Source organism: Arsenophonus endosymbiont of Aleurodicus floccissimus (assembly GCF_900343025.1).
Classification (GTDB): Bacteria; Pseudomonadota; Gammaproteobacteria; order Enterobacterales; family Enterobacteriaceae; genus Arsenophonus.
Map to the genome: position 1 here is coordinate 246446 of NZ_OUND01000004.1, position 20893 is coordinate 267338.

Annotated in this window: 19 protein-coding genes, 1 rRNA gene and 4 pseudogenes; 2 read left to right on the forward strand and 22 right to left on the reverse strand. The window is 36.0% G+C overall.

Annotated features, from left to right (window positions below; genetic code table 11):
* Positions 1–4 precede the first annotated feature (4 nt).
* Positions 5–1399, reverse strand: a pseudogene (gene radA / locus ARADI_RS13415) (DNA repair protein RadA).
* A 33-nt stretch (positions 1400–1432) separates the two neighbouring features.
* Positions 1433–2383, reverse strand: coding sequence for a phosphoserine phosphatase (gene serB / locus ARADI_RS13420; protein ID WP_238149464.1), 951 nt, complete (start codon positions 2381–2383; stop codon positions 1433–1435).
* 146 nt (positions 2384–2529) lie between these two features.
* On the opposite strand from serB, the gene ARADI_RS18750 reads away from it, so the two are divergent.
* Positions 2530–2778 carry an AhpA/YtjB family protein gene (locus ARADI_RS18750; RefSeq protein ID WP_238149465.1) on the forward strand — a complete coding sequence of 83 codons (249 nt, stop codon included), beginning with the start codon at positions 2530–2532 and terminating at the stop codon, positions 2776–2778.
* Between the two features lie 460 nt (positions 2779–3238).
* Here ARADI_RS18750 and deoD read toward each other — a convergent pair whose 3' ends face one another.
* From deoD to ARADI_RS13495, 16 genes and pseudogenes are all read right to left on the reverse strand, one after another.
* Positions 3239–3952 (reverse strand): purine-nucleoside phosphorylase, encoded by a 714-nt coding sequence (gene deoD, locus ARADI_RS13430; RefSeq protein WP_119712344.1) that lies wholly within the window; start codon positions 3950–3952, stop codon positions 3239–3241.
* A 65-nt stretch (positions 3953–4017) separates the two neighbouring features.
* Positions 4018–5241, reverse strand: a complete 1224-nt coding sequence (deoB, locus tag ARADI_RS13435) for a phosphopentomutase (protein WP_119712345.1) — start codon at positions 5239–5241, stop codon at positions 4018–4020.
* Between the two features lie 252 nt (positions 5242–5493).
* A complete protein-coding gene (gene deoC, locus ARADI_RS13440; protein WP_119712346.1) occupies positions 5494–6273 on the reverse strand; it encodes a deoxyribose-phosphate aldolase in 780 nt (259 codons plus the stop codon).
* A gap of 78 nt (positions 6274–6351) precedes the next feature.
* The gene (locus ARADI_RS13445) at positions 6352–7638 is read right to left on the reverse strand and encodes a NupC/NupG family nucleoside CNT transporter (protein ID WP_119712347.1); all 1287 of its coding nucleotides are present in this window, start codon (positions 7636–7638) and stop codon (positions 6352–6354) included.
* Positions 7639–7885: 247 nt separating this feature from the next.
* Positions 7886–8490 (reverse strand): annotated as a pseudogene (locus ARADI_RS13450) (TatD family hydrolase).
* Positions 8491–8547: 57 nt separating this feature from the next.
* Positions 8548–8685 (reverse strand): hypothetical protein, encoded by a 138-nt coding sequence (locus ARADI_RS21855; RefSeq protein WP_439647123.1) that lies wholly within the window; start codon positions 8683–8685, stop codon positions 8548–8550.
* Between the two features lie 73 nt (positions 8686–8758).
* Positions 8759–9124: a DUF6363 domain-containing protein gene (locus tag ARADI_RS13455; protein ID WP_182853255.1), complete on the reverse strand. Its 366-nt coding sequence runs from the start codon at positions 9122–9124 to the stop codon at positions 8759–8761.
* Between the two features lie 30 nt (positions 9125–9154).
* Positions 9155–9406 (reverse strand): hypothetical protein, encoded by a 252-nt coding sequence (locus tag ARADI_RS13460; RefSeq protein WP_182853256.1) that lies wholly within the window; start codon positions 9404–9406, stop codon positions 9155–9157.
* Positions 9407–9410: 4 nt separating this feature from the next.
* The gene (locus tag ARADI_RS13465; protein WP_182853257.1) at positions 9411–9740 is read right to left on the reverse strand and encodes a patatin-like phospholipase family protein; all 330 of its coding nucleotides are present in this window, start codon (positions 9738–9740) and stop codon (positions 9411–9413) included.
* A gap of 199 nt (positions 9741–9939) precedes the next feature.
* Positions 9940–11529, reverse strand: a complete 1590-nt coding sequence (gene prfC / locus ARADI_RS13470) for a peptide chain release factor 3 (RefSeq protein ID WP_119712348.1) — start codon at positions 11527–11529, stop codon at positions 9940–9942.
* Positions 11530–12112: 583 nt separating this feature from the next.
* Positions 12113–12496: a hypothetical protein gene (locus ARADI_RS18755; RefSeq protein WP_238149466.1), complete on the reverse strand. Its 384-nt coding sequence runs from the start codon at positions 12494–12496 to the stop codon at positions 12113–12115.
* Positions 12493–12714: an alpha/beta hydrolase family protein gene (locus ARADI_RS18760; RefSeq protein ID WP_238149467.1), complete on the reverse strand. Its 222-nt coding sequence runs from the start codon at positions 12712–12714 to the stop codon at positions 12493–12495. Before ARADI_RS18760 ends, ARADI_RS18755 begins: the two co-directional genes overlap by 4 nt.
* A gap of 649 nt (positions 12715–13363) precedes the next feature.
* Positions 13364–13609, reverse strand: a complete 246-nt coding sequence (locus ARADI_RS13480; protein ID WP_119712349.1) for a hypothetical protein — start codon at positions 13607–13609, stop codon at positions 13364–13366.
* Positions 13610–13874: 265 nt separating this feature from the next.
* Positions 13875–14258, reverse strand: coding sequence for a hypothetical protein (locus ARADI_RS13485; protein ID WP_119712350.1), 384 nt, complete (start codon positions 14256–14258; stop codon positions 13875–13877).
* A gap of 180 nt (positions 14259–14438) precedes the next feature.
* Positions 14439–14907: pseudogene (rimI, locus tag ARADI_RS13490) on the reverse strand (ribosomal protein S18-alanine N-acetyltransferase).
* Positions 14876–15286, reverse strand: a complete 411-nt coding sequence (locus ARADI_RS13495; RefSeq protein ID WP_119712351.1) for a DNA polymerase III subunit psi — start codon at positions 15284–15286, stop codon at positions 14876–14878. Before ARADI_RS13495 ends, rimI begins: the two are co-directional and overlap by 32 nt.
* A 427-nt stretch (positions 15287–15713) precedes the next feature.
* Between ARADI_RS13495 and rsmC the strand changes: the two genes are divergently transcribed.
* On the forward strand, positions 15714–16730 hold the full coding sequence (rsmC, locus tag ARADI_RS13500) for a 16S rRNA (guanine(1207)-N(2))-methyltransferase RsmC (RefSeq protein ID WP_119712352.1): 1017 nt from the start codon (positions 15714–15716) through the stop codon (positions 16728–16730).
* A gap of 230 nt (positions 16731–16960) precedes the next feature.
* Here the strand turns inward: rsmC and ARADI_RS13505 are convergent.
* The 4 genes and pseudogenes from ARADI_RS13505 to ARADI_RS13515 all read right to left on the reverse strand — a co-directional run.
* A pseudogene (locus tag ARADI_RS13505) lies at positions 16961–18615 on the reverse strand (Na/Pi cotransporter family protein).
* A 626-nt stretch (positions 18616–19241) separates the two neighbouring features.
* Complete coding sequence (locus tag ARADI_RS21860; RefSeq protein WP_439647124.1) at positions 19242–19517, reverse strand: glycosyltransferase family protein; 276 nt, start codon at positions 19515–19517, stop codon at positions 19242–19244.
* A 58-nt stretch (positions 19518–19575) separates the two neighbouring features.
* Positions 19576–19896 carry a glycosyltransferase gene (locus ARADI_RS21865; protein ID WP_439647125.1) on the reverse strand — a complete coding sequence of 107 codons (321 nt, stop codon included), beginning with the start codon at positions 19894–19896 and terminating at the stop codon, positions 19576–19578.
* 661 nt (positions 19897–20557) lie between these two features.
* Positions 20558–20893: ribosomal RNA gene (locus tag ARADI_RS13515) — 23S ribosomal RNA — on the reverse strand; the annotation flags it as partial.

A 20893-nucleotide genomic window follows, 5' to 3' on the forward strand; every position in this document is an offset into this window, starting at 1 on the left:
CCGGTTAATCAAAGTTTTCCATAACCGTTAATACCTCTGACAGTTTTTTCACACCAAATAACTGCATATTGGGTGATGGTTTTTTGGGCACATTATCATAATGGGACAATCGCTCGTTTAAAACCATGTTTTGCCGCCTCAATAATCCGCTCTTAGCCACTAGGTACCGGACGGATTTCACCCGCCAATTCAACCTCACCAAAAACCACAACATCACGCGGAAATGGACGATTATGGAAACTGGATACTAAAGAAAAGAATAAAGCAAGATCAGCGCTGGTTTCCATCACTTTAACCCCACCAACAACATTAACAAAAACATCTTTATCCGACATCTGTAATCCACCATGCGGATAGAAAATAGCCAGCAAAATCGCTAATCGATTCTGCTCTAAGCCGACAGCAACGCGCCGCGGATTAGGGATTAGCCAGTATTGAATAGTCCACTAGCGCCGTAATTTCTACCAGCAATGGCCGCATTCCTTCCCAAACAACCATCACCGAGCTACCCGAAGTGATCTCTTCTGCTCTACTGAGAAAAATAGCCGATGGGTTACTTACTTCCTTCCTTTAACCCTTTTTCCGTCATGGCAAATACACCCAGTTCATTAACCGCACCAAATCGATTTTTATGACTTCTTAAGGTACGAAATCGTGAATCTGCTTCACCATCGAGCATTATCTAACAGTCAATGCAGTGTTCAAGTACTTTCTGGCCGGCCAAAGAACCATCTTTTGTGACATGCCATACCATGATAATGGCGATCACTCGTGTTTTAGCAAATCAAGTAAAATAAGCCGCAGTTTCTCGAACTTGTGCCACACTACCCGGTGATGACTGTATATCCGCGATATGCATGACCTGTATAGAATCAATCACCATCAATTTTGGCTGTTCCTGCTCTGCAATCAAACAAATCTGCTAAATACTGGTTTCAGATAACATATTGAGATTATCGGACGGTAACCCTAATCGATGCGCTCTCATCGCCACTTGCTGTAAAGACTCCTCACCGGTGACGTATAAAGTTTTCATTTGCGATGAAAGCCAACACATACTTTGCAGAAGCAATGTGCTTTTACCAGCGCCTGGGTTACCACCAATTAAAATCGCGCTACCAGTTACCACACCACCACCTAGAACACGATCAAATTCTTTGAAATCAGTAGAAAAACATGGCAATGCTTCTAAACTAATGGCAGACCATTTCTGTACTTAGTTACCTGTAGCGCTACCGGCATAACCATTAAGGCGTTCTGCTCGTGAGGTAGAACTGGCAGCTAATCTTATCTCGGTGATCGTATTCCAGGTATGACAAGCGATACATTGGCCTTGCCAGCGTGGATAATCCGCACCACATTCATTACAGACAAATGCTCTTTTTATTGCTTTTGCCACCGTTATTGCCTCTTTTATTTATTGTTTTGATCGTTAACGCTCTTCATGCTTTAAGCCACCACTTAAAACACAAAGTATGCCCATCAAATCTGCATGTTGAATCGCTACTTTTGCCCTAGCCTGTACTTTAGATTTAGCACGATAAGCAATACCCAATCCCGCCTTACGGATCATTTTTACATCATTTTCGCCATCACCAATAGCAACGGTTTGCTTGATTGGAATAGAGAATTGTCTAGCTAATTTTATTAAGGTTTGTGCTTTGACTTTAGCATCCACAATGTTGCCATTTACTTTACCGGTCAGTTTGTTATCTTTAATTTCAAGTTTGTTAGCCACCGCAGTAGTTAATTTTAATTTTTCCTTCAAATAATTAGTAAAAAAATTAAATCCACCTGAAACAATAATAACATGCCAATCAAATGCCTGCAACTTACGGACAAGACTGGTCAAGCCTGGTGTCAGTGACATATGCTCTAATACATTTTGCAAAATTTGTATGTCGGTTCCAGCAAGTAACTTAACCCGGGTTTTTAAACTTTCACTAAAATCAATTTCTCCTTGCATAGCGCGTTCAGTAATTTCAGCAGCCTGCTGGCCAACTCCCGCCAAACGAGCAATTTCATCAATACATTCGATCTGAATTGCTGTTGAATCCATATCCATCACCAACAAACCTGGCGCACGTAAACGCGGAATATTACCCAGAGGTACAACATCTAAACCACACTCTTCAGCTATTTTCTTTATTTTTGCGCTTAAGCTACCCGCGATACGAACGACTTGATAATCATCAATACGCCAAGAAGAAACAATCACAATCGCATTACCAGAGCGTTGTTGAAATTGACTGATACGTTGCTTATTCAGTCCTCGTCCATAAAGCAACCAACCACTATCCCCAGCCCGATAATCCAAAGGCGTAACCTCTTCACCACTTAGTGAAAGCGGTAATCCAGGCCATTTTTGGATCTCATTAGGCAAATAACAATAGGTTCAACTCGTCGACATTAATTCATACTCCTGTCCTACAATCACGACAATTAGCCAACAACAAAATGGCTTTTCAAACTATCCTATCATCTTAACCTCTGGCAATATGATAATGAACTAAGTTTTAAAAGCCGATTATGATTAAAACGAAATTAAAGTTTCGATTACATAAAACTGTTATCATTTTAATTTGCCTCTTCTTACTCATTATTCTAATCCAAAAAGTTAGTTATTTTAGTCAGTTACATCAGAAAATCAGGGTCGAGCAGTTTGAAGAATTGGCTCATACACATGCTGAACAAGTCGCTTTTAGCTTATCCAACTATATACAAAGTGATGGTAAAAATTTTAATAATAAACAGATCCTGGGTATTCTTAATCAATGAACAATTAATGAACATATTCTCGATGCAAGTGTTTACCTTAATGATGGAACCCAAATTCAGCATGCAGGTGAAAAAGTTGCTTTACGAGAGTAGTTATCCCTTTAATCACCCTCCATGCCACAACTATGTTAACTATCAATTGATTGTTCCAATCTTCGATACCAAAAAACCAAAAGGCTTTTTATATTTAACCATTGATGCTCATTAATTTAGTATAGGATCTAAACAAATAGATAATATGGCTAATTTATTAAAGATTATGTTACTTTTAGCACTCACTATCGGTTTTATTCTGGCTAATATTTTATCTAGATCAATTTCAATACACTGGCCAAAATTACCTTTTTTATTAATAAGCAATAGTCGCTCGGCAAACAATCAGCAAAAGAAATAAAAATTGCTAAAAAGAAAACAGATTAAAATCTGCTTTCTTGCTTGATTTAAATTTAATGATTTATTTTTAATCCAGTAATAATAATGATTCTAACGCAATTTCAACCATCTCATTAAATGTCGTTTGCCGTTCTGCTGAAGTTGTCTTTTCGCCTCGACGAATATGATCAGAAACTGTACAAATAGTTAGTGCTTTGACACCATATTCTGCCGCAATGCTATACATACCAGCAGCTTCCATTTCCACCCCCAAAATGCCATATTTTTCTATTTTATCAAACATTTGCATTTGAGGCGTATAAAAAAGATCAGTAGAGAAAATATTACCTACCAAAACGTTGAGATTCTTTGCTTTAGCGGCAGTTACAGCATTATGAACCAGCTGATAATCCGCAATAGCCGCAAAATCATTGTCATCAAATTTTAGTCGATTGACTTTAGAATCGGTGCATGCTCCCAAGCCGATAATAATATCGCGTAACTTTACTTGATGGCTAATAGCACCACAGGATCCTACTCGTATTATTGTTTTAACACCAAAGTCAGTAATTAGCTCTTTCATGTAAATTGAACAGGAAGGGATCCCCATACCATGCCCCATCACAGAAATACTACGACCTTGATAATTACCAGTAAAACCTAACATACCACGAACATCATTTACCTGACGGCTGTCGGTCAAATAATTTTCTGCAATATGTTTTGCGCGCAGAGGATCACCTGGCATCAGCATAATTTCCGCAAAATCGCCCATCTCAGCATTAATATGTGGGGTGGCCATAAATAAATTTCCTTTTATTATTTATCGATAAAATCGGGAATATGAACAAATATTTCCCATCATACTTAAAATAGCGTTTTGCCATATGCCATTGGCGATAAACCAAAATATTGCGCCACGGTTTGACCAATATCAGCAAAGGTCTGTCGATGGCCTAGTGCCCCGGGTTTTACTTTCGGACCATAAATTAAAATAGGAATATTTTCCCGCGTATGATCAGTTCCTGGCCAGGTCGGGTCACAACCATGATCAGCGGTAATAATCAGAACATCCTCATTCTCAATTAATACCAGCATTTCAGGTAAACAACTATCAAATAACTCTAGTCCGGCCGCATAACCCGCAACATCACGACGATGTCCATATGAAGAATCAAAATCAACAAAATTAGTAAACACAATGGTATTGTCGGCCGCTTTTTTGATCTCCTCAAGGCTTGCCGCAAATAGCGCTTCAATACCAGTTGCTTTCACTTGCTTAGTAATCCCGACGTTGGCATAAATATCTGCAATTTTGCCAATTGAAACCACCTGGCCGGCTTTTTCTTCAACCAGTTTTTGTAGGATGGTTGGTGCAGGTGGTTCAACTGAATAATCCCGACGATTACCGGTACGCTGAAAACAGCCCGCTTTATTGCCGATAAAAGGACGAGCAATAACACGTCCGATATTATAAGCACCTTCATCTAGCGTCTTTCTCGCTATTTCACAAAGCTGATAAAGATTTTTAACCCCAAAAGTCTCTTCATGACATGCTATCTGAAAGACTGAATCGGCTGAAGTATAGAAAATAGGTTTACCTGTTTTCATATGCTCTTCACCTAATTGATCCAAAATCACCGTGCCTGACGAGTGACAATTTCCCAGATAATCCGGCAAATTAGCCGCTTCAACTAACTTATCCAATAATTGTTGCGGAAAACTATTTTTTTGTTGTTTAAAATATCCCCATTTAAATAAAACCGGTACCCCTGCAATCTCCCAATGACCTGATAGGGTATCTTTGCCAGAAGATAACTCACTCGAATAACCATAGGCACCGATAATCTCAGCGTCTTCATCCAGGCCGATTGGAAATGTTCCTGATGACCCCTCAGCGGCTTTTGCTAACCCTAAACGCGATAAATTAGGCAAAAAGAGTTTACCTTTACGACCATTATCAGTCTTTCCTTGTGCACAAAAGGTCGCAATATGGCCCAAAGTGTTCGCCCCAACATCACCAAATTTATCTGCATCTGGCGTTGCACCAATACCAAAAGAATCAAGCACCATAATGAATACACGTTTCATAACTACCCTTGGTTAGTCCAAATTCAATTAATCCATTATTAAACAAAAAATAACGCATTCCATAATTCGAGCTCATAATAATTATTTACTATCGTCAATAAATACAAAATACTAATCGATGCTATTACCTAAAAACTTCTTTTATTAGCGATCATTTATTAACAATCATTTTCATAGATTATTAAAATAGACATTTTCATTTTTCTGCCAGCCAATAATTACTGAAACAGTGCATAAAAAGATCAATAAAAATTAATAGTCGCCAGCAAAATTATCTATTGCGCATCCTAATGTATTTAATAGACTAGTCAATAAGCTTGACGCACCAAAACAAAAATGACGAATATTCACCCATTCTTTTCCCATGATTCTATCGGCTAAAATCAGATATTGAGCAGCTTCTTCTACCGTACGAACGCCACCTGCCACCTTACAACCCACCTGGCTAGCAACGCCCATATCTAGAATAACTTTAAGTATAATTTCAACATTCTCTAGGGTGGCATTTATCGCAACCTTACCCGTTGATGTATTAACAAAGTCAGCGCCGGCAGCAATAGCAATTTCTGCTACCTGTCGAATGAGATCAGGCTGTTTTAATTCACCGGCTTCAATAATAACTTTCAGTAAAACATCTCTCGGTAGACAAACTTCTTTACACGTTTTAACTAGGTCAAAACCAATTTGTTTATTACCGGTTATTAATGCTCGATAGGGAAAAACAACATCAACTTCGTCTGACCCATAAGCAATAGCAGCTTGTGTTTCAGCTGTAGCAATCGTAACGTCATAGCCACCAAATGGAAAATTAGTTACCGTGGTAATGCGAATATTCGGGGTTTTTTGTTCGGCTAACATCTTACGTGCTAATGGAATAAAGCGAGGATAAATACATATCGCGGCAGTATTCCCTTGTGCGGTTTTGGCTTGATGGCATAAAATTTTCACTTTTTCATCAGTATCGTCATCATTTATCAGAGTTAAATCCATCAAATTTAATACGCGTTGTGCAGCAAGTTTTAATTCCATCATATAATTCTCAAAGCTACTGACATTATTGCTTTAGCGATTAAACAATGGTTCAATGTTTAATATACCAAGCAGATTAAGTTACATAGCCGCTAACAATAAAAAGAAACCAGCAATGGTGGCACTCATCAAATTAGATAACGAACCGGCTAAAACCGCCTTCAAACCTAATCGAGCAACATCTTTACGACGGTCCGGGGCAATTCCACCTAAACCACCCAGTAATATGGCTACTGACGCTAAATTAGCAAAACCACACAATGCAAAAGAGATTATCGCTTTAGTATGTTCAGAAAGTACTTGCTTACCGGCGGTAATAACTTCACTATCTGGTTTTAAATATTCGCCAAAATTCATATATGCAACAAATTCATTGACCACTAACTTTTGCCCAATGAACGAGCCGGCAATTGTCGCTTCATGCCACGGTATACCAATCAAATAGGCAATTGGCGAAAAAATCCAGCCTAAGATCAATTCTAATGATAAGCCTGGTATATGGATCCAGCCGCCAATCACTGACAAAATACCATTAAGTAAAGCTATCAATGCAACAAATGCCAGCAACATCGCACCGACATTTAGAGCGAGTTGCATGCCAGAAGAAGCGCCAGTGGCGGCAGCATCAATAATGTTAACTGGGCGTTCTTCGCCGATCGCCACACTGACCATATTCACTGCATCGTGAGTTTTCTCTGTCTCCGGTACCATCAATTTAGCAAACAATAATCCCCCCGGTGCTGCCATAAAAGATGCTGCGATCAGATATTCCATTGGCACCCCCATTTGCACATAGCCGGCCAATACCGAGCCAGCAACCGAAGCTAATCCACCACACATAACAGCAAATAACTCAGAGTTTGTCATGATGGCAATATAGGGCCTGACAACCAAAGGCGCCTCTGTATGACCGACAAAAATATTAGCGGTCGCTGATAATGACTCAGTACGTGAGGTGCCTAATATCAATTGCAAAAGTCCACCTAAGATTTTGATAAAAAACTGCATAATACCAAGATAATAAAGTACGGCTATCAATGATGAGAAAAAAACAATGACCGGTAAGACACGTAAGGCAAAAATAAAACCACTACCGCCAAACAGTTCAAACATTTTATTAGAGACTAAACCACCAAAGACAAAATCCATGCCAACTTGTCCATAACCAATCACACTAGAGACTGCATCAGATACAGTTTCCAAAGTGCGGCGACCGGCAGGGATATAAAGAACAAATGCGCCAATTGCCATTTGAACAACAAAAGCACCAAATACGGTACGGAATTTAATTGCCCGACGGTTACTGGAAAAAATGATAGCGATGAAAATCAATACTACCATCCCTAGCAGGCTCATAATGAGTTGCATGAATAATATCCCTGTGTATTATATATCAAATAAAAATTTCTATAGTTTAAAAAATAAACTGCCAGTTTAATGCGCAGACATTATAACGATTTCGCATTAATAACTGACAGTCGGTATCACAAATAATCATAACGAAAAATCACGAAAAAATAAATTTTGCGACACATATCACTTACGAAAAGCGATATTGCCTGCAAAAATTATCTAAAAAATACCGTAATTATAATTAAATAACTTATTGGTATGATTATTTAGCCATATTAGTTTGCTCTTTTTTAATATTAAAGAGTTGCAAACTATTGTTATAAAGCTGCGTTGCAATTTCCTCTGCTGACTCTTGCCGAAGGTTAAATAGTGTCTCAAATACCAAACTTATTCTTTCAAGACGATTAACCTGCCCCTGAAATGCAGCTAATGGCATATCAGGGACATCAGTTTCAAGTACTAATGACGACAGCGGCAATTGCGCGCAACTACTGCTCTGGTTTTCTTAGCCCGTTGATAGGTGATAACGCCACCAATACCGATAAAATAACCTAAACGGATAAAAGCATTCGCTTGCTACAAACTGCCTGCAAATCCATGAATGACTCCCTTTTTCGGCACGTCAAATCGTCTTAATAAAGCAACTAGTTGATCATGACTTTTACGCGAATGAAGAATAACCGGTAAATCATACTGTTTAACTAGCTGTAATTGCTGGATCAGCAATGCTTGTTGTTGCTTAATCGCAGCATTAGTAACAAAATAATCCAAACCTATTTCACTAATAGCAACACATTTATTGCTGTTTTACTGCAATAACGCCACTAATTTAGCAAAATGGTCAGATAAAAAATCTGCGATATACAAAGGATGAAAACCTAATACGGCATATAAATGCGGATATTGTTGTGCCGGTGAATATACTCACTCAAAATTCTCAATACCAACCGCCGGGACAATGATATCAGTCACGCCAGCTTTCATAGCACGCGAAAAGCTATCTTCAATATCATGGATAAAAGGAGGAAAATCAAAATGACAATGAATGTCAACGAAAATCAATGGCTAATCCTTCATCACCTGATTTTGGTTCTTCATTTTGTTGATTCGAAATTATCTCAGCAGACAAAGATGCCTAATTAGCAACCTGATTATTTTCAATAGAATACGGGTAAGATGCCAAATTATCAGTAGAAAAATAATGTTTTAAACTAGTTAAAAAATAGCTGCCACATTGACGCCTAATATGATAATCAGTCTCTAAGGTTAAAGCACGGCTACCTAATGCACAACTCATTAAAAGTTTCGGTGGATAAATTTCAAAGATTTGGATACCTGGTGGTGGCGCAGCAATAAATTTTTGTGTCTGTTGATAGCTTTTAATATGTACTTTTATCATCTTAGCCATCCGCCGTATATTGCTGTGTTCTAACCAGCGAGTCATTCTCTTTAACCATTCAGATGTATAATAAATTCCCGAAGGAACCGTTCTAATTACCACAATTGTTTTTGCCCCACGACGATAAGCTTCTTAAACAGGAATTGAAGCGGTTATACCGCCATCATGATAAAGCTCACCATTAAATACCTCCCCCTGGCGATAAAAGCCGGAGATAGCGCTTGACGCCCGAATAATATCTAGCCAACTATCTTGTGTTGGTTGAAAATAAACCGGACTAAAATCCTCGTAGCGACATCCATTGATTAAAAATTGACGCCCGCTATCTAAATAAGATAATCCAGTAGAGAAATCAAGGGGTAATTCGCGGGAGGGTAATATCAATTAGCTAATCTAAATCAATCATATGGCCACCACGAATAAAACGTAGTGGATTAAAAAATTGAGATTTAGTGGTATAATCAGTGCTCGCCTTACGGACATAACCATGCTGTTGGCAAAGATAGGCCGATAAATTTTGTGCGCCTGCCGATGTCCTTATCATGATGTTAAATGGGTTAAAACCAACACGGAGAAATTCATCCAATACACCGGCGGTAAAAATACCACGCTGCCCACCTCCCTCACAGACTAATGCTATTTTACCGAGATCAAATGCATTATCATCAAAGGCTAAAGGCTCAATATTACCTAATGTGACTGATATATGTCTTCCCATATTGCTTTTCCCCCTTAAAACTGATAGTAGACCCTCTAAATACAATCTGCTATTCAAAATCTACTATTAGATTTAATGGTGAGATTTTTAGCGGCTTAAAATTTGGGAGAAACCAATAAATACAACGATTGAAAAATAGTCATATCCCCATTAATAACAAGTGAGGGTAATGTAATAAAAAAAATCAATATGCCATAAATTAATGCTCACGCGTTTTACAGAACCGAATTTCAGGGTAGCGTTCGCGGGTTAGGTTAAGATTTACCATCGTTGGGGCAATATAACTGAGGTTATCACTACCATCTAAAGCCAGGTTTTGTTCATTTTTACGTTTGAACTCTTCTAATTTTTTTATGTCATCACTTTTTATCCAACGTGCGGTTGACACATTTACTGGCTCATAAATAGCTTCCACATTGTATTCACTCTTCAAGCGCGCTACCACCACATCAAACTGAAGGACACCAACAGCACCAACAATAAGATCATTATTGGCTAGAGGTCGAAATACCTGAACCGCACCCTCTTCGGATAACTGAACCAATCCTTTAAGTAACTGTTTCTGCTTTAAGGGAGCACGTAAACGGATGCGTTTGAATAATTCAGGCGCAAAATTAGGAATACCGGTAAATTTTAATGTTTCTCCCTGGGTAAAAGTATCACCAATCTGAATAGTGCCATGATTATGCAAGCCAATGATATCACCGGGAAACGCTTCTTCAACATGGGAACGATCACGCGCCATAAAAGTGAGTGCATCTGAAATGACCACCTCTTTTTTATTCCGTACCTGATAAAGTTTCATACCCTTTTGATAACAACCAGACACAATCCGCAAAAAAGCCACCCGATCACGATGTTTGGGATCCATATTGGCCTGTATTTTGAACACAAAACCAGAAAATTTTTCTTCCTGGGCATTAACAATACGACTATCAGCCTGCCGAGGCATAGGAGTTGGCGCCCAATTGACCAAACCATCTAACATATGATCAACACCAAAATTACCCAAAGCGGTGCCAAAAAAGACGGGTGTTAACTTGCCTTGTAAAAATGCGTCTAAATTGAATTCATGAGAAGCACCCTTTACTAGTTCAAGCTCTCCTCGTAGCTGAGCAGCAAAATCATCTCCAATAACTTTGTCCAATTCGGTATTATTTAATCCTTTAATAATAACAACGTCTTGAATAGCATGCCCTTGCCCGCTCTGATATAAAATAGTTTCATCACGATAAAGATGATAAACCCCTTTAAATAACTTGCCACAACCAATTGGCCAGATAATCGGGCTACAAGCGATACTCAATTCACTTTCAACCTCATCCATTAATTCCATTGGATCGCGAATATCGCGATCCAATTTATTCATAAAGGTTAAAATAGGTGTATCACGTAGCCGTGTTACTTCCATCAATTTACGCGTACGATCTTCAACACCTTTAGCTGCATCAATCACCATCAAACAACAGTCGACCGCCGTTAAAGTCCGATAAGTATCTTCCGAAAAATCCTCATGCCCTGGGGTATCAAGCAAATTAATCAAGCAATTTTGGTAAGGAAACTGCATTACCGAAGTGGTAATCGAGATCCCGCGCTGTTTTTCCATTTCCATCCAGTCAGATTTTGCATGTTTATTCGAACCTCGTCCCTTCACTGTGCCAGCTTTTTGAATAGCTTGGCCAAACAACAGTACTTTTTCTGTGATCGTGGTTTTCCCTGCATCAGGGTGAGAAATAATAGCAAAGGTTCTGCGCCGCGCTATTTTCTGACAAAAATTATTCTCTTTCATTATAACTACACAACATACACAACATACACAACATACACAACATACACAACATACACAACATACACAACATACACAACATACACAACATACACAACATACACAACATACACAACATACACAACATACACAACATACACAACATACACAACATACACAACATACACAACATACACAACATACACAACATACACAACATACACAACATACACAACATACACAACATACACAACATGATGTATAAAAAATTGGCAAAAATTCTACACTGACAAAACCATTTTAAAAACAATTACTAACTCATTAAAAAATATTTTTTAGTTAGCCGATAAAATTAAATATAAAAAAAGTAAAGAAAATTGTTTTTAACTAAATATAGATTATTTAATTAAATCAGAAAATCTATTACTGATTATATTAAAGTCACTAATTAAAATATTTTTTAGAATAAATAAGACGATTAAATGATAATTTTTTATATAATACATTAGATATTAACATATTACTCTTATAATACATATAATTAATAGCTATTAAGAATAATTTTAATAACTAATCGATTAATATTATTACCTAATGGTGTTCTTTACTATTTTATTTTAATTTGTGCATGATTGACAAAAATTTCAGGGACATCATATTTATTTGAAACAAATCCAGTAATTTGATTAACGATATTAAAGTGATCCATATTATAATCATCACGGATTAATTTACCTAACCGCATACTATAACGTCCTACAAGCCCATTATTCTCTTTTTCTTTTACAAAAAGTTTATTCAACTGTCGCAATGGTAGATAAGAAATATCAAACATATTTATTCCTATATCAAGGAATGAATTTTTAATAAAACTACCATATGAATAGTAATGCACGCCATTAACAACCTCATCACCTTCCCCTCCCCATTCTGTTGGCAAACCTTGCGAATATTTTTTATTAAATTCATTGACACCGTCTTGCGGTTTCAATGTACCCGATGAAAAAAAAGAAATAAATTTAAAAATACTTCGGCATTAACAGTAACCAATCTTTCTGTTAACATGCCTGGTAGCAAAATTTTTCTAAGCAGATCAGCGAGTTCAGAACCATAATTGACTCCATTCATTATTGTTACTGAAGCAATAATGGCTGGATAATTTGTAGCAACATAACGTGCATATAAAGCCCCTTGACTATGAGCAATCAAGTTGACTTTTTCACAGCCTGCTTTTCTTTTGATCTCATCGATGAATTCCCAAAGTTGCTATCCATTTACTTCATTTGAATTAGCTTCAGACAACGTAGGTATATATACATTATTATAACCTTGTGCTTGCAATCGACTTTCAATAGCAAAAAAATATGGATAGCCAGCTATTCTATCGAAACCAAAGAATCCATGAACTAAAATAATAGGATATTTCGTCGATATAATCTCTCCTTATTAAGGTAACTTAATATTAAAAATAAATTCTAATACTTTATAAAATAATTAATCACAAAATAGAATTATCACATTAGACAATTTATGCTGATAAAAGGTAAGCTAAATGATATTATATAATAAGTAGCTTAAACTCACTGGTATAAAAGTGTAAATTAATATTTAATAAATTAATATTATTTATGAAAGTGAATAATATTAATGTAATCATTAACTAATGAAAATATGAAATAATATAAAAATGCCATCAATTTAAAATAGCATTAAAAAATTTTTCTAAAAAATATAATTAATTTAGTAACAGCAAACAAGATAAATCATCACTATAATTAAGTTTATCAATTAACTCATCAAGCTGTTGGTATAAATTAAGAGAATGCTGAGTTACGGTCGAATAATGACAAAACATTAATTAAATACTCTCCATTGACACCTCAATATCATAAGCTGACTGGACAGAAAATAATGTTTTAATATAAAAATAATCAATAATATAATAGTAAAGTGATCGTAAACTCTTTTTTAAATCATATAAACCAAATTTTTCGTTATATATCCGATAAAGAAAATAGTTCTTTAATACATATGGTTCAGCTAAGCAACTAGTTGATAGAATTTTTTGCCATTCACTATTAAGTTTTTCCCAATTAACCGCCATGTTTTCATTGAGTGATTCTGACTCTAAATCAAAAAATGCATAGTTTTGCTAAAAGCGGGTAATAAATAACGTTTAGAGCGAGCTGTGGTAGTAAAAAAAAAAAACGGGACATAATCAATAATAAAGAAAACTTTAACTGATGCCCGACTGAGGGTATCAGCTGTTTTCTCTGTTGATATATTTATCCATTAATTAATCCTTCCACTAATGACATAAATATATTTTCAACTTTTCGATAATTTGCTTCTATTTTATAATCAATTGATTATAAAAACACAATAAACTGCGTAAGCGCATAAAGATTATCTTCAATAAAAGGACTTTCAGCCATAATTAAATGACTACAAAATAGCTGTATAATTTGATGCTCTTGCGTCATCACTCTACTTTGATCAATCACTCGCTTTTCAGTAATTCTAATTTTTTCAATCACGGTGTTCTCTTCATATTTCATCGAATCCGGCTGAAATAACACTAAACAAACTACCTCATCAAGTGCAAAAGAGTACTGGTTAGTACCACTACCTTTAGGATATTTAATCAGATGTTTATCAGTGATCTCTTTGATCTCAATTTGATGTACAGTTTTATATTTTTTATAAGTCTTCTTGTCAATGTTAATCGTCCAACCACGACAACAATGAGACAAACACTGATCGCCTATACATTTAAATCTTTTATAAAAAAGCGGGATAATTTCTCTATGTTGTTTCATTACAAATAGGCCTATTAAGCGAACATTGATACACAAATTACCACTTAATAGCGCCTATCAATGGTACTATTATGGAAGCTAAACTATTTTTTTACTTAATTAAGCTATTTAAATTTATAAGGCAGGCATACTACTATCAGGCAAAATAGTTAACGCCATAACCACTGCATCTTCACGTTTTTTTTACCACCGGATAATAATTTTTCCTTATTGTGACAATATGAAAACCCAGTTTTTCATATAGCTGAATTGCTGCATGATTTGATTGCCTAACTTCCAACCACAAAGTTTTGATATCTTTAATTGCCAAATGTTCGATCAAATAGCGTAGTAAACACTCACCATAACCTTGACCTTGACAATCAGGATGAATAGCAATATTAAAGAGGGTTGCCTCATCAAGCAGAGATTGTGTGATAACGAAACCAACCAATTGATTTTTAAGACTGATTTTTAAATTAATATATTGCTTTCCTTAATTACTGTAGAATACCCTTTCACTCCAGGGAAAAGCATGACTCATGTTTTCAATAGCAAAAGCAGAGACTAAATCAGTTTGTTCTAAATTCAAAATTATTTTCATGTTGGCATATTTGCGCCCACAAAGCGCGTTTTGACTGAGGATCAGAATAAATTTCTGGCAATGGTAAAGTATGGATAACCCATGTTTTTGAACTAACAGGTAATTGCTTGCCTATGATCCAACAAGGCCAAAGAATTTCTTTTGGTAACAGCGATACCTCTTTAGTTAATAAACAGCATACCTGACGACTGTCTATCATCATCGCTCGTAAAATATCTTTGACAAAAAGGTTACCTAAATCAATGTGTTCATCAGCGATGATAATTAATTGGGTAGCGTCAGGAATACACACTGCATGTTCACCACGTAGTAGCGCAGGATCGCGTAATGTCCATTGCACAATTCCCATCTGCTTTAGTAATTGATCTCTAATTGTCATGAAATTACTCCACCACAATATACCGAGCCACCTTATCAAACCGAACTAACTATATAAATCAAAATAATAACATTGCAAAACCTAGCAATATATTACACAATTACTTTTTCTCGCTAACTATATTTATTTGCTGAATCTAAACTGCAAATAAATAGGGTAAATAGACAAATTATTAAGTTATCAAGAAACAATATAATCACTAAATAGTAGATAACAAGTAACCATTGGATTGAAATCTAATAATAGTGAATAGTGAATAGTGAATAGTGAATAGTGAATAGTGATACAATCGCGCGATAATAAGTTCATATCTCACAAATTTATCAAAATTTACGCTCCTATGAGCGATATTTTTTACGCTTACAGTGAATATTTTCCTTTTATAGTTGGTAAAAGGAAACTTAATCTAATATAGGAGCCAATATTTATGTCTTCACTGACGCCCGCTAGTGAAGTGATTTTACGCCATGCTGAATACTTTATCGGCCGTCGTGTTTTAATCGCTGGTAACTTACAAGATAATATTAGCGCAGAAATAAGCGCTGAAATTTTACATATTTTAACTCATCAATATCACTACTGGTTATCATTTAACAAAGTGCTAGGCGAAAAAGCCCATTATAACTTAACGCTTGAAAAAACAGTGGCAATACAATTTAATACACTGATCTATTTTTGGCCTAAAAACAAGCAAGAAGCCCATTTTCAACTACACAATATTTGCTCAGTTTTACCAGTAGGTAGTGATATTTTTATTGTTGGTGAAAATCGTAGTGGTGTAAATAGCGCCGATAAAATTCTAGAAGAAATAGGCGGTGTACGCAAAATTGATGCAGCACGGCGCTGTAGTCTCTATTATTGCCAGCTAGAAAAACAACCACACTTTCATTTAAATGATTGGTGGAATATCTATAAGGTCGCCGATATAACTATCAAAACCCTACCTGGCGTATTTAGTCAACAAGCGCTGGATGCCGGTAGTCAACTACTTCTTTCTGCCTTTGATAAGCCCATCAAGGGTAAATTATTAGATATCGCATCTGGCTCCGGTGTGCTTGCAACCGTGATTGGCAAGAGAAATCCCGGCATAAAATTGACTCTCTGCGATACGCATGCCGCAGCGTTCACATCCTCTATTGAAACCATAAAAATAAATGGCTTAACTGGCGATGTTTTACCAAGTGATATCTACTCTGTGATTGAAGATAGTTACGACTGGATAATTTGCAACCCACCGTTTCATGATGGATTAAAAACGGATTATTCAGCCGCGGAAGCAATCATCAAACAAGCACCAAATTATCTAAAACCAGGTGGAAAATTTAGAATGGTTGCCAATGCCTTCTTACCTTACCCAGATTGGTTAGATAAAGCTTTTGGACGCCATGAAATACTAGCCAAAACAGGTAAATTCAAAGTTTATCAAGCCAGCAAATTTCGTTAAACCTGATACGATAAATTTTCAGTAAAATAATTAATTATTTTAACAACATTGTTATCACTTTCGTTTTAAGTGAATGAGAGATGAGAATGGAAGTCGGTAGCAATATTTAACTGCAACTTTATTTAGCATAAATAAATAATTCATTTTCAAATGATAAAGTCCGATAAAGATAACGATTTAAATCATCTCTCAGTCATTGGCGTTTCAATTATTATTTAATGAATAACTAATTATATATTTTTATCACTTTCAGGATTAATTTTTTCAGCGCGGTTTTTACTTACATCTTCTAATGCATGATAAGCGATTGCACAAAAAAAAGCGAATTTAATCTTTTCATATCCCTAAGTAAACTAACATGTAGATTGCTGGTATCGAGGACTTTGTACATTTTGCTTATGTAGGCGTTCAACATGGGCATAAGCATAACGTTGATTTAATAATCGGAATCGATGTTTAGCTCTTCGTAATCGACGCGTATTATCTATGTCTCCAGATACGAATACCGACATAGCTAAACTTAAATTATTCTGTAATCGTTCTATCAGAGTATTCAGTTCTTTAGTACCGGCAGGGGGGAAAATGTTGCTTATCAAATTTTTTTTAACCACTTCTGTTGCCATACTATTAATAATGGTGGCTGATTGCTGTAAATTCAAAGCAGTATCAATAATTTCAGCCCAGCGACGAGAATCATCTTCCCCTAATTGATTTTGCCGAATTTGAGCTAAGTAGAGTTTAATACTACTATGTAGCATATCGATCTCTTCTCTTCCAGGTGTGCAATATAACGCCACTATATTTTATTACCCTTTAGAACTTCAGCCAAACGTTGAACCACTTGCTCAACAATATCCCCCATACGGAGTGTCCCTCTTACCGTATCGGTAATCGCTAATGAAGGTGTTTCCAACGTTGCTTTGTCTAAATAGCGAGATGCAAAAACCTCAACCTCTACAGGAGAAATAGGAATAAGACGTTGACATAAACGCGACATGAATTCGACAAATGGCAGCATAACTAAACAACGTAGTAAATCATAAAACACATGAAAATAGATCACCACTTCAGAGGCATTAAAATTATAATAACCAATCCAGGCAGCTTAATGGTTTAATCCAAGGTAAAATCATTATTACACCAATGAGCTTGAATAATAAACTGCCTAAAACCACTTGCCGTGCCTCTCCGCTTTGCCGGCTACTGCTTATCATAGCTAATAAACCACTACCTATATTAGAGCCAATAACAATTGAGAGGCTAATATAAAGCGGAACAAGCTTTGCTACGCTTAATGTTGCTGTCAACAAAACCGCCGCCAGACTGGAATAGGTGAGCATAGCAAATACTGCACCAATTAGTAGTACTCAAATGGTATCACCACTTAAAGAGGTAAAAATGGCTTGGATAGCCGATGCATGAGTAATTGGCATTGCTGAACCAACAATTAGCTTTAAAGCTAATAAAATCAGACCTAGGACAATCTCAGCTCTCCCTAATTGACCAGAACAATTTTTTTCTGACTAAGAAAAAGCAATAACACCAAATAAAATTAACAATGGTGATAACCATGACAAATCAACAGTTAACACTCGGGCTATTATCGCAGTACCGACGTCAGCACCTAACATAATAACCATAGCTGGCGTGATAGAAATTAAACCTTGTGTTACAAAAAAATAACCAATAATGCCCTCGCACTACTACTTTGTACTAAAGCAGTGACACCAATACCCGCCAAAAAGGCACGCGATTTTTTACCGATACTTTTGCCTAATATTCGGCGTAAATCGCTACCGAAAACCCGCATAATGCCAGTTCGGACAATATATGTGCCCCATACCAATAAAGCCACTGATGATGATAATTCAATTAATGTTAACATTAATTATCCATGCTATTTGCCTACAATTCATTATATTCATATTGACTCTTTTATATCAGCATTTGCAACCATTTGTTCACCTTATTTAAATTCTTTATTAAAAAATATTATTTTTTCTTTTAAAAAAATAATATTAACTTTCTTTTAATGCTGATACAAAAATTTGCCACTGTTTGTTTAAACAAACAGTGGCAAACATTATTCATTACTTGGGAAATTTATTTAATATCCATAGAATATTTCATTATAAAGCAAAAAACTATTTGAACCATTAAATCCATCACATTTGTCGAATAAGAATGCTAAACTCTAGTATAAATTTAATATCTATATCATTGGGTTATTTTAAATAATAATGAGAATTATGATATTTTCTCATTACTAAAGCCTCTTTTCACATAATATTACGATTTGTATTTAAGTAACAATTTTAGTTTTAAATAACGCCGGCTCAGTCGCTATTTTAACGTTGTCGCATGTTACCAGGTAATGTGCCAATATCCTTCGTCAAAAAAGCGCTTAACCATCTCATATTTAATTTTTGGTGATTTTTAATCGCTTGAATAGAAAATACAACACACTAAAACCTTCATTACCAATTTGCTGCCAACAAGCTGGAGTTCGGCTTACCTCATAGGATATTTTTTATATATATCCATTAACATATCAATAATTTTCAAATAAGTATTAACCTTACGTACGCGTAAAGCATCAACACATAACGAATGAGAAACTGATTTACTATGAATAAAATAATCATAATAAGATTCATTAATAAACTGAACGCGTTTTGCATTAAGTAGTATTTCCGTTGTCCAAGGGATATCTTGATGATGAAGTTGCGGCTCAAGCTGATACTGATGTTCACGAATAAAATTTAACTTATAAATATTCTCAGCCAAGTCACGTGTAAAAATTTACCTGAACTTAAACCTTTTTGTAACCATTCGGCTCCTGAAATTATGCCTGTCGATGGAAATTTTTTAAGGGAAAAATTAATTTAGAAGGTGAGCCATCCATATAAACATAAGTACCATTACACACCGCAACATCTAAATTACCCAATTTTGCCAACGTTAATAAATGGTTATATATACCTAAATGAATAATATCGTCAATATCAGAAAAGGCTATATATTTACCTATAGTAATATTCATCCCCACATTACGTGCGACAGATACGCCGAGATTTTCCTGATGTAAAATCTTAGTATTCGGAAATCGCTCTATACATTCCTCTAATAATAAAGCGCTATTGTCCGTTGAACCATTATTAACCAAAATAAGCTCCTAGTTTTTGTTGTTCAAGACAATTAAAAAATTTCGGCAAGAATGGTTCGCCATTAAATACAGCCACAACAATACTTAGCATCGGTTCAGCTAACATATATTTACCTTAATCATTATCCTTTTTTTGAGGTTATTTAATCTTATATCAAATATTCAATAGATAAATGTTATAGGCTCATTTTTTGTTAAAAAATAGAATAATAATGTCGCTAATATCAAATAAATACATTACAAAATAATTCGCATAATTAATTATGAAAAAATGAAATTATTAAAATTAACATAAATATCGCTTTTATTATTGATACAAAAAATTGCATTAGTATTAAAATTGTTATGCAAGTTTTATATTGAATATAGCTATTTTTCAGATAAAAAAGCCGCCTTAATTAGGTAGCCTTAATATTTTAAGCTTAGCAGTTTTCCCTACTCTTCTCACATGGGGAGACACCCCACACTACCATCGGCGCTACGGCATTTCACTATTGCCGCCAGACAAATTCTTTTTTATTTATCCCGTCTGATTTCGCTGCCTTCCGGCCTGCTCACCTACCTCAGTAGCGACCACACCTCTGCCTTCAGCAAAATCCGACCAGATTCAATCTCAAAACAAGCTAAAATTCTTTCTCTCTCAAAACACCTTCGGTGTTGTCATGTTAAACCTCTCGGGGGTCATTAGTACTGGTTAGCTCAACGTATCGATACGCTTACACACATAGCCTATCTACGTCCTCGTCTCGAACACCCCTTATAGGACATTACTATCAGGGAAGACTCATTTTGAGGCAAGTTTCCCACTTAGATGCTTTCAGCGGTTATCTTATCTCTTCGGCGCTTAGCTACCAGGCGATGCCATTGGCATGACAACCTGTACACCAGTGGTGCGTCCACTCCGGTCCTCTCGTACTAGGAGCAGCCCCCCTCAATCTTCCTTGGTCCACGACAGATAGGGACCTGAGAGGCTAATATAAAGCGGAACAAGCTTTGC

What these genes read in the sequence shown, in the direction of transcription:
- deoC (WP_119712346.1), bottom strand. Translation starts at nt 6,273, where the DNA reads ATGATGGAATTAAAACTTGCTGCACAACGCGTATTAAATTTGATGGAT.
- prfC (WP_119712348.1), bottom strand. Translation starts at nt 11,529, where the DNA reads ATGAAAGAGAATAATTTTTGTCAGAAAATAGCGCGGCGCAGAACCTTT.
- ARADI_RS13445 (WP_119712347.1), bottom strand. Translation starts at nt 7,638, where the DNA reads ATGCAACTCATTATGAGCCTGCTAGGGATGGTAGTATTGATTTTCATC.
- ARADI_RS13465 (WP_182853257.1), bottom strand. Translation starts at nt 9,740, where the DNA reads ATGGGAAGACATATATCAGTCACATTAGGTAATATTGAGCCTTTAGCC.
- deoB (WP_119712345.1), bottom strand. Translation starts at nt 5,241, where the DNA reads ATGAAACGTGTATTCATTATGGTGCTTGATTCTTTTGGTATTGGTGCA.
- ARADI_RS13495 (WP_119712351.1), bottom strand. Translation starts at nt 15,286, where the DNA reads ATGACAATTAGAGATCAATTACTAAAGCAGATGGGAATTGTGCAATGG.
- ARADI_RS13480 (WP_119712349.1), bottom strand. Translation starts at nt 13,609, where the DNA reads ATGGCGGTTAATTGGGAAAAACTTAATAGTGAATGGCAAAAAATTCTA.
- ARADI_RS18750 (WP_238149465.1), top strand. Translation starts at nt 2,530, where the DNA reads ATGATTAAAACGAAATTAAAGTTTCGATTACATAAAACTGTTATCATT.
- deoD (WP_119712344.1), bottom strand. Translation starts at nt 3,952, where the DNA reads ATGGCCACCCCACATATTAATGCTGAGATGGGCGATTTTGCGGAAATT.
- rsmC (WP_119712352.1), top strand. Translation starts at nt 15,714, where the DNA reads ATGTCTTCACTGACGCCCGCTAGTGAAGTGATTTTACGCCATGCTGAA.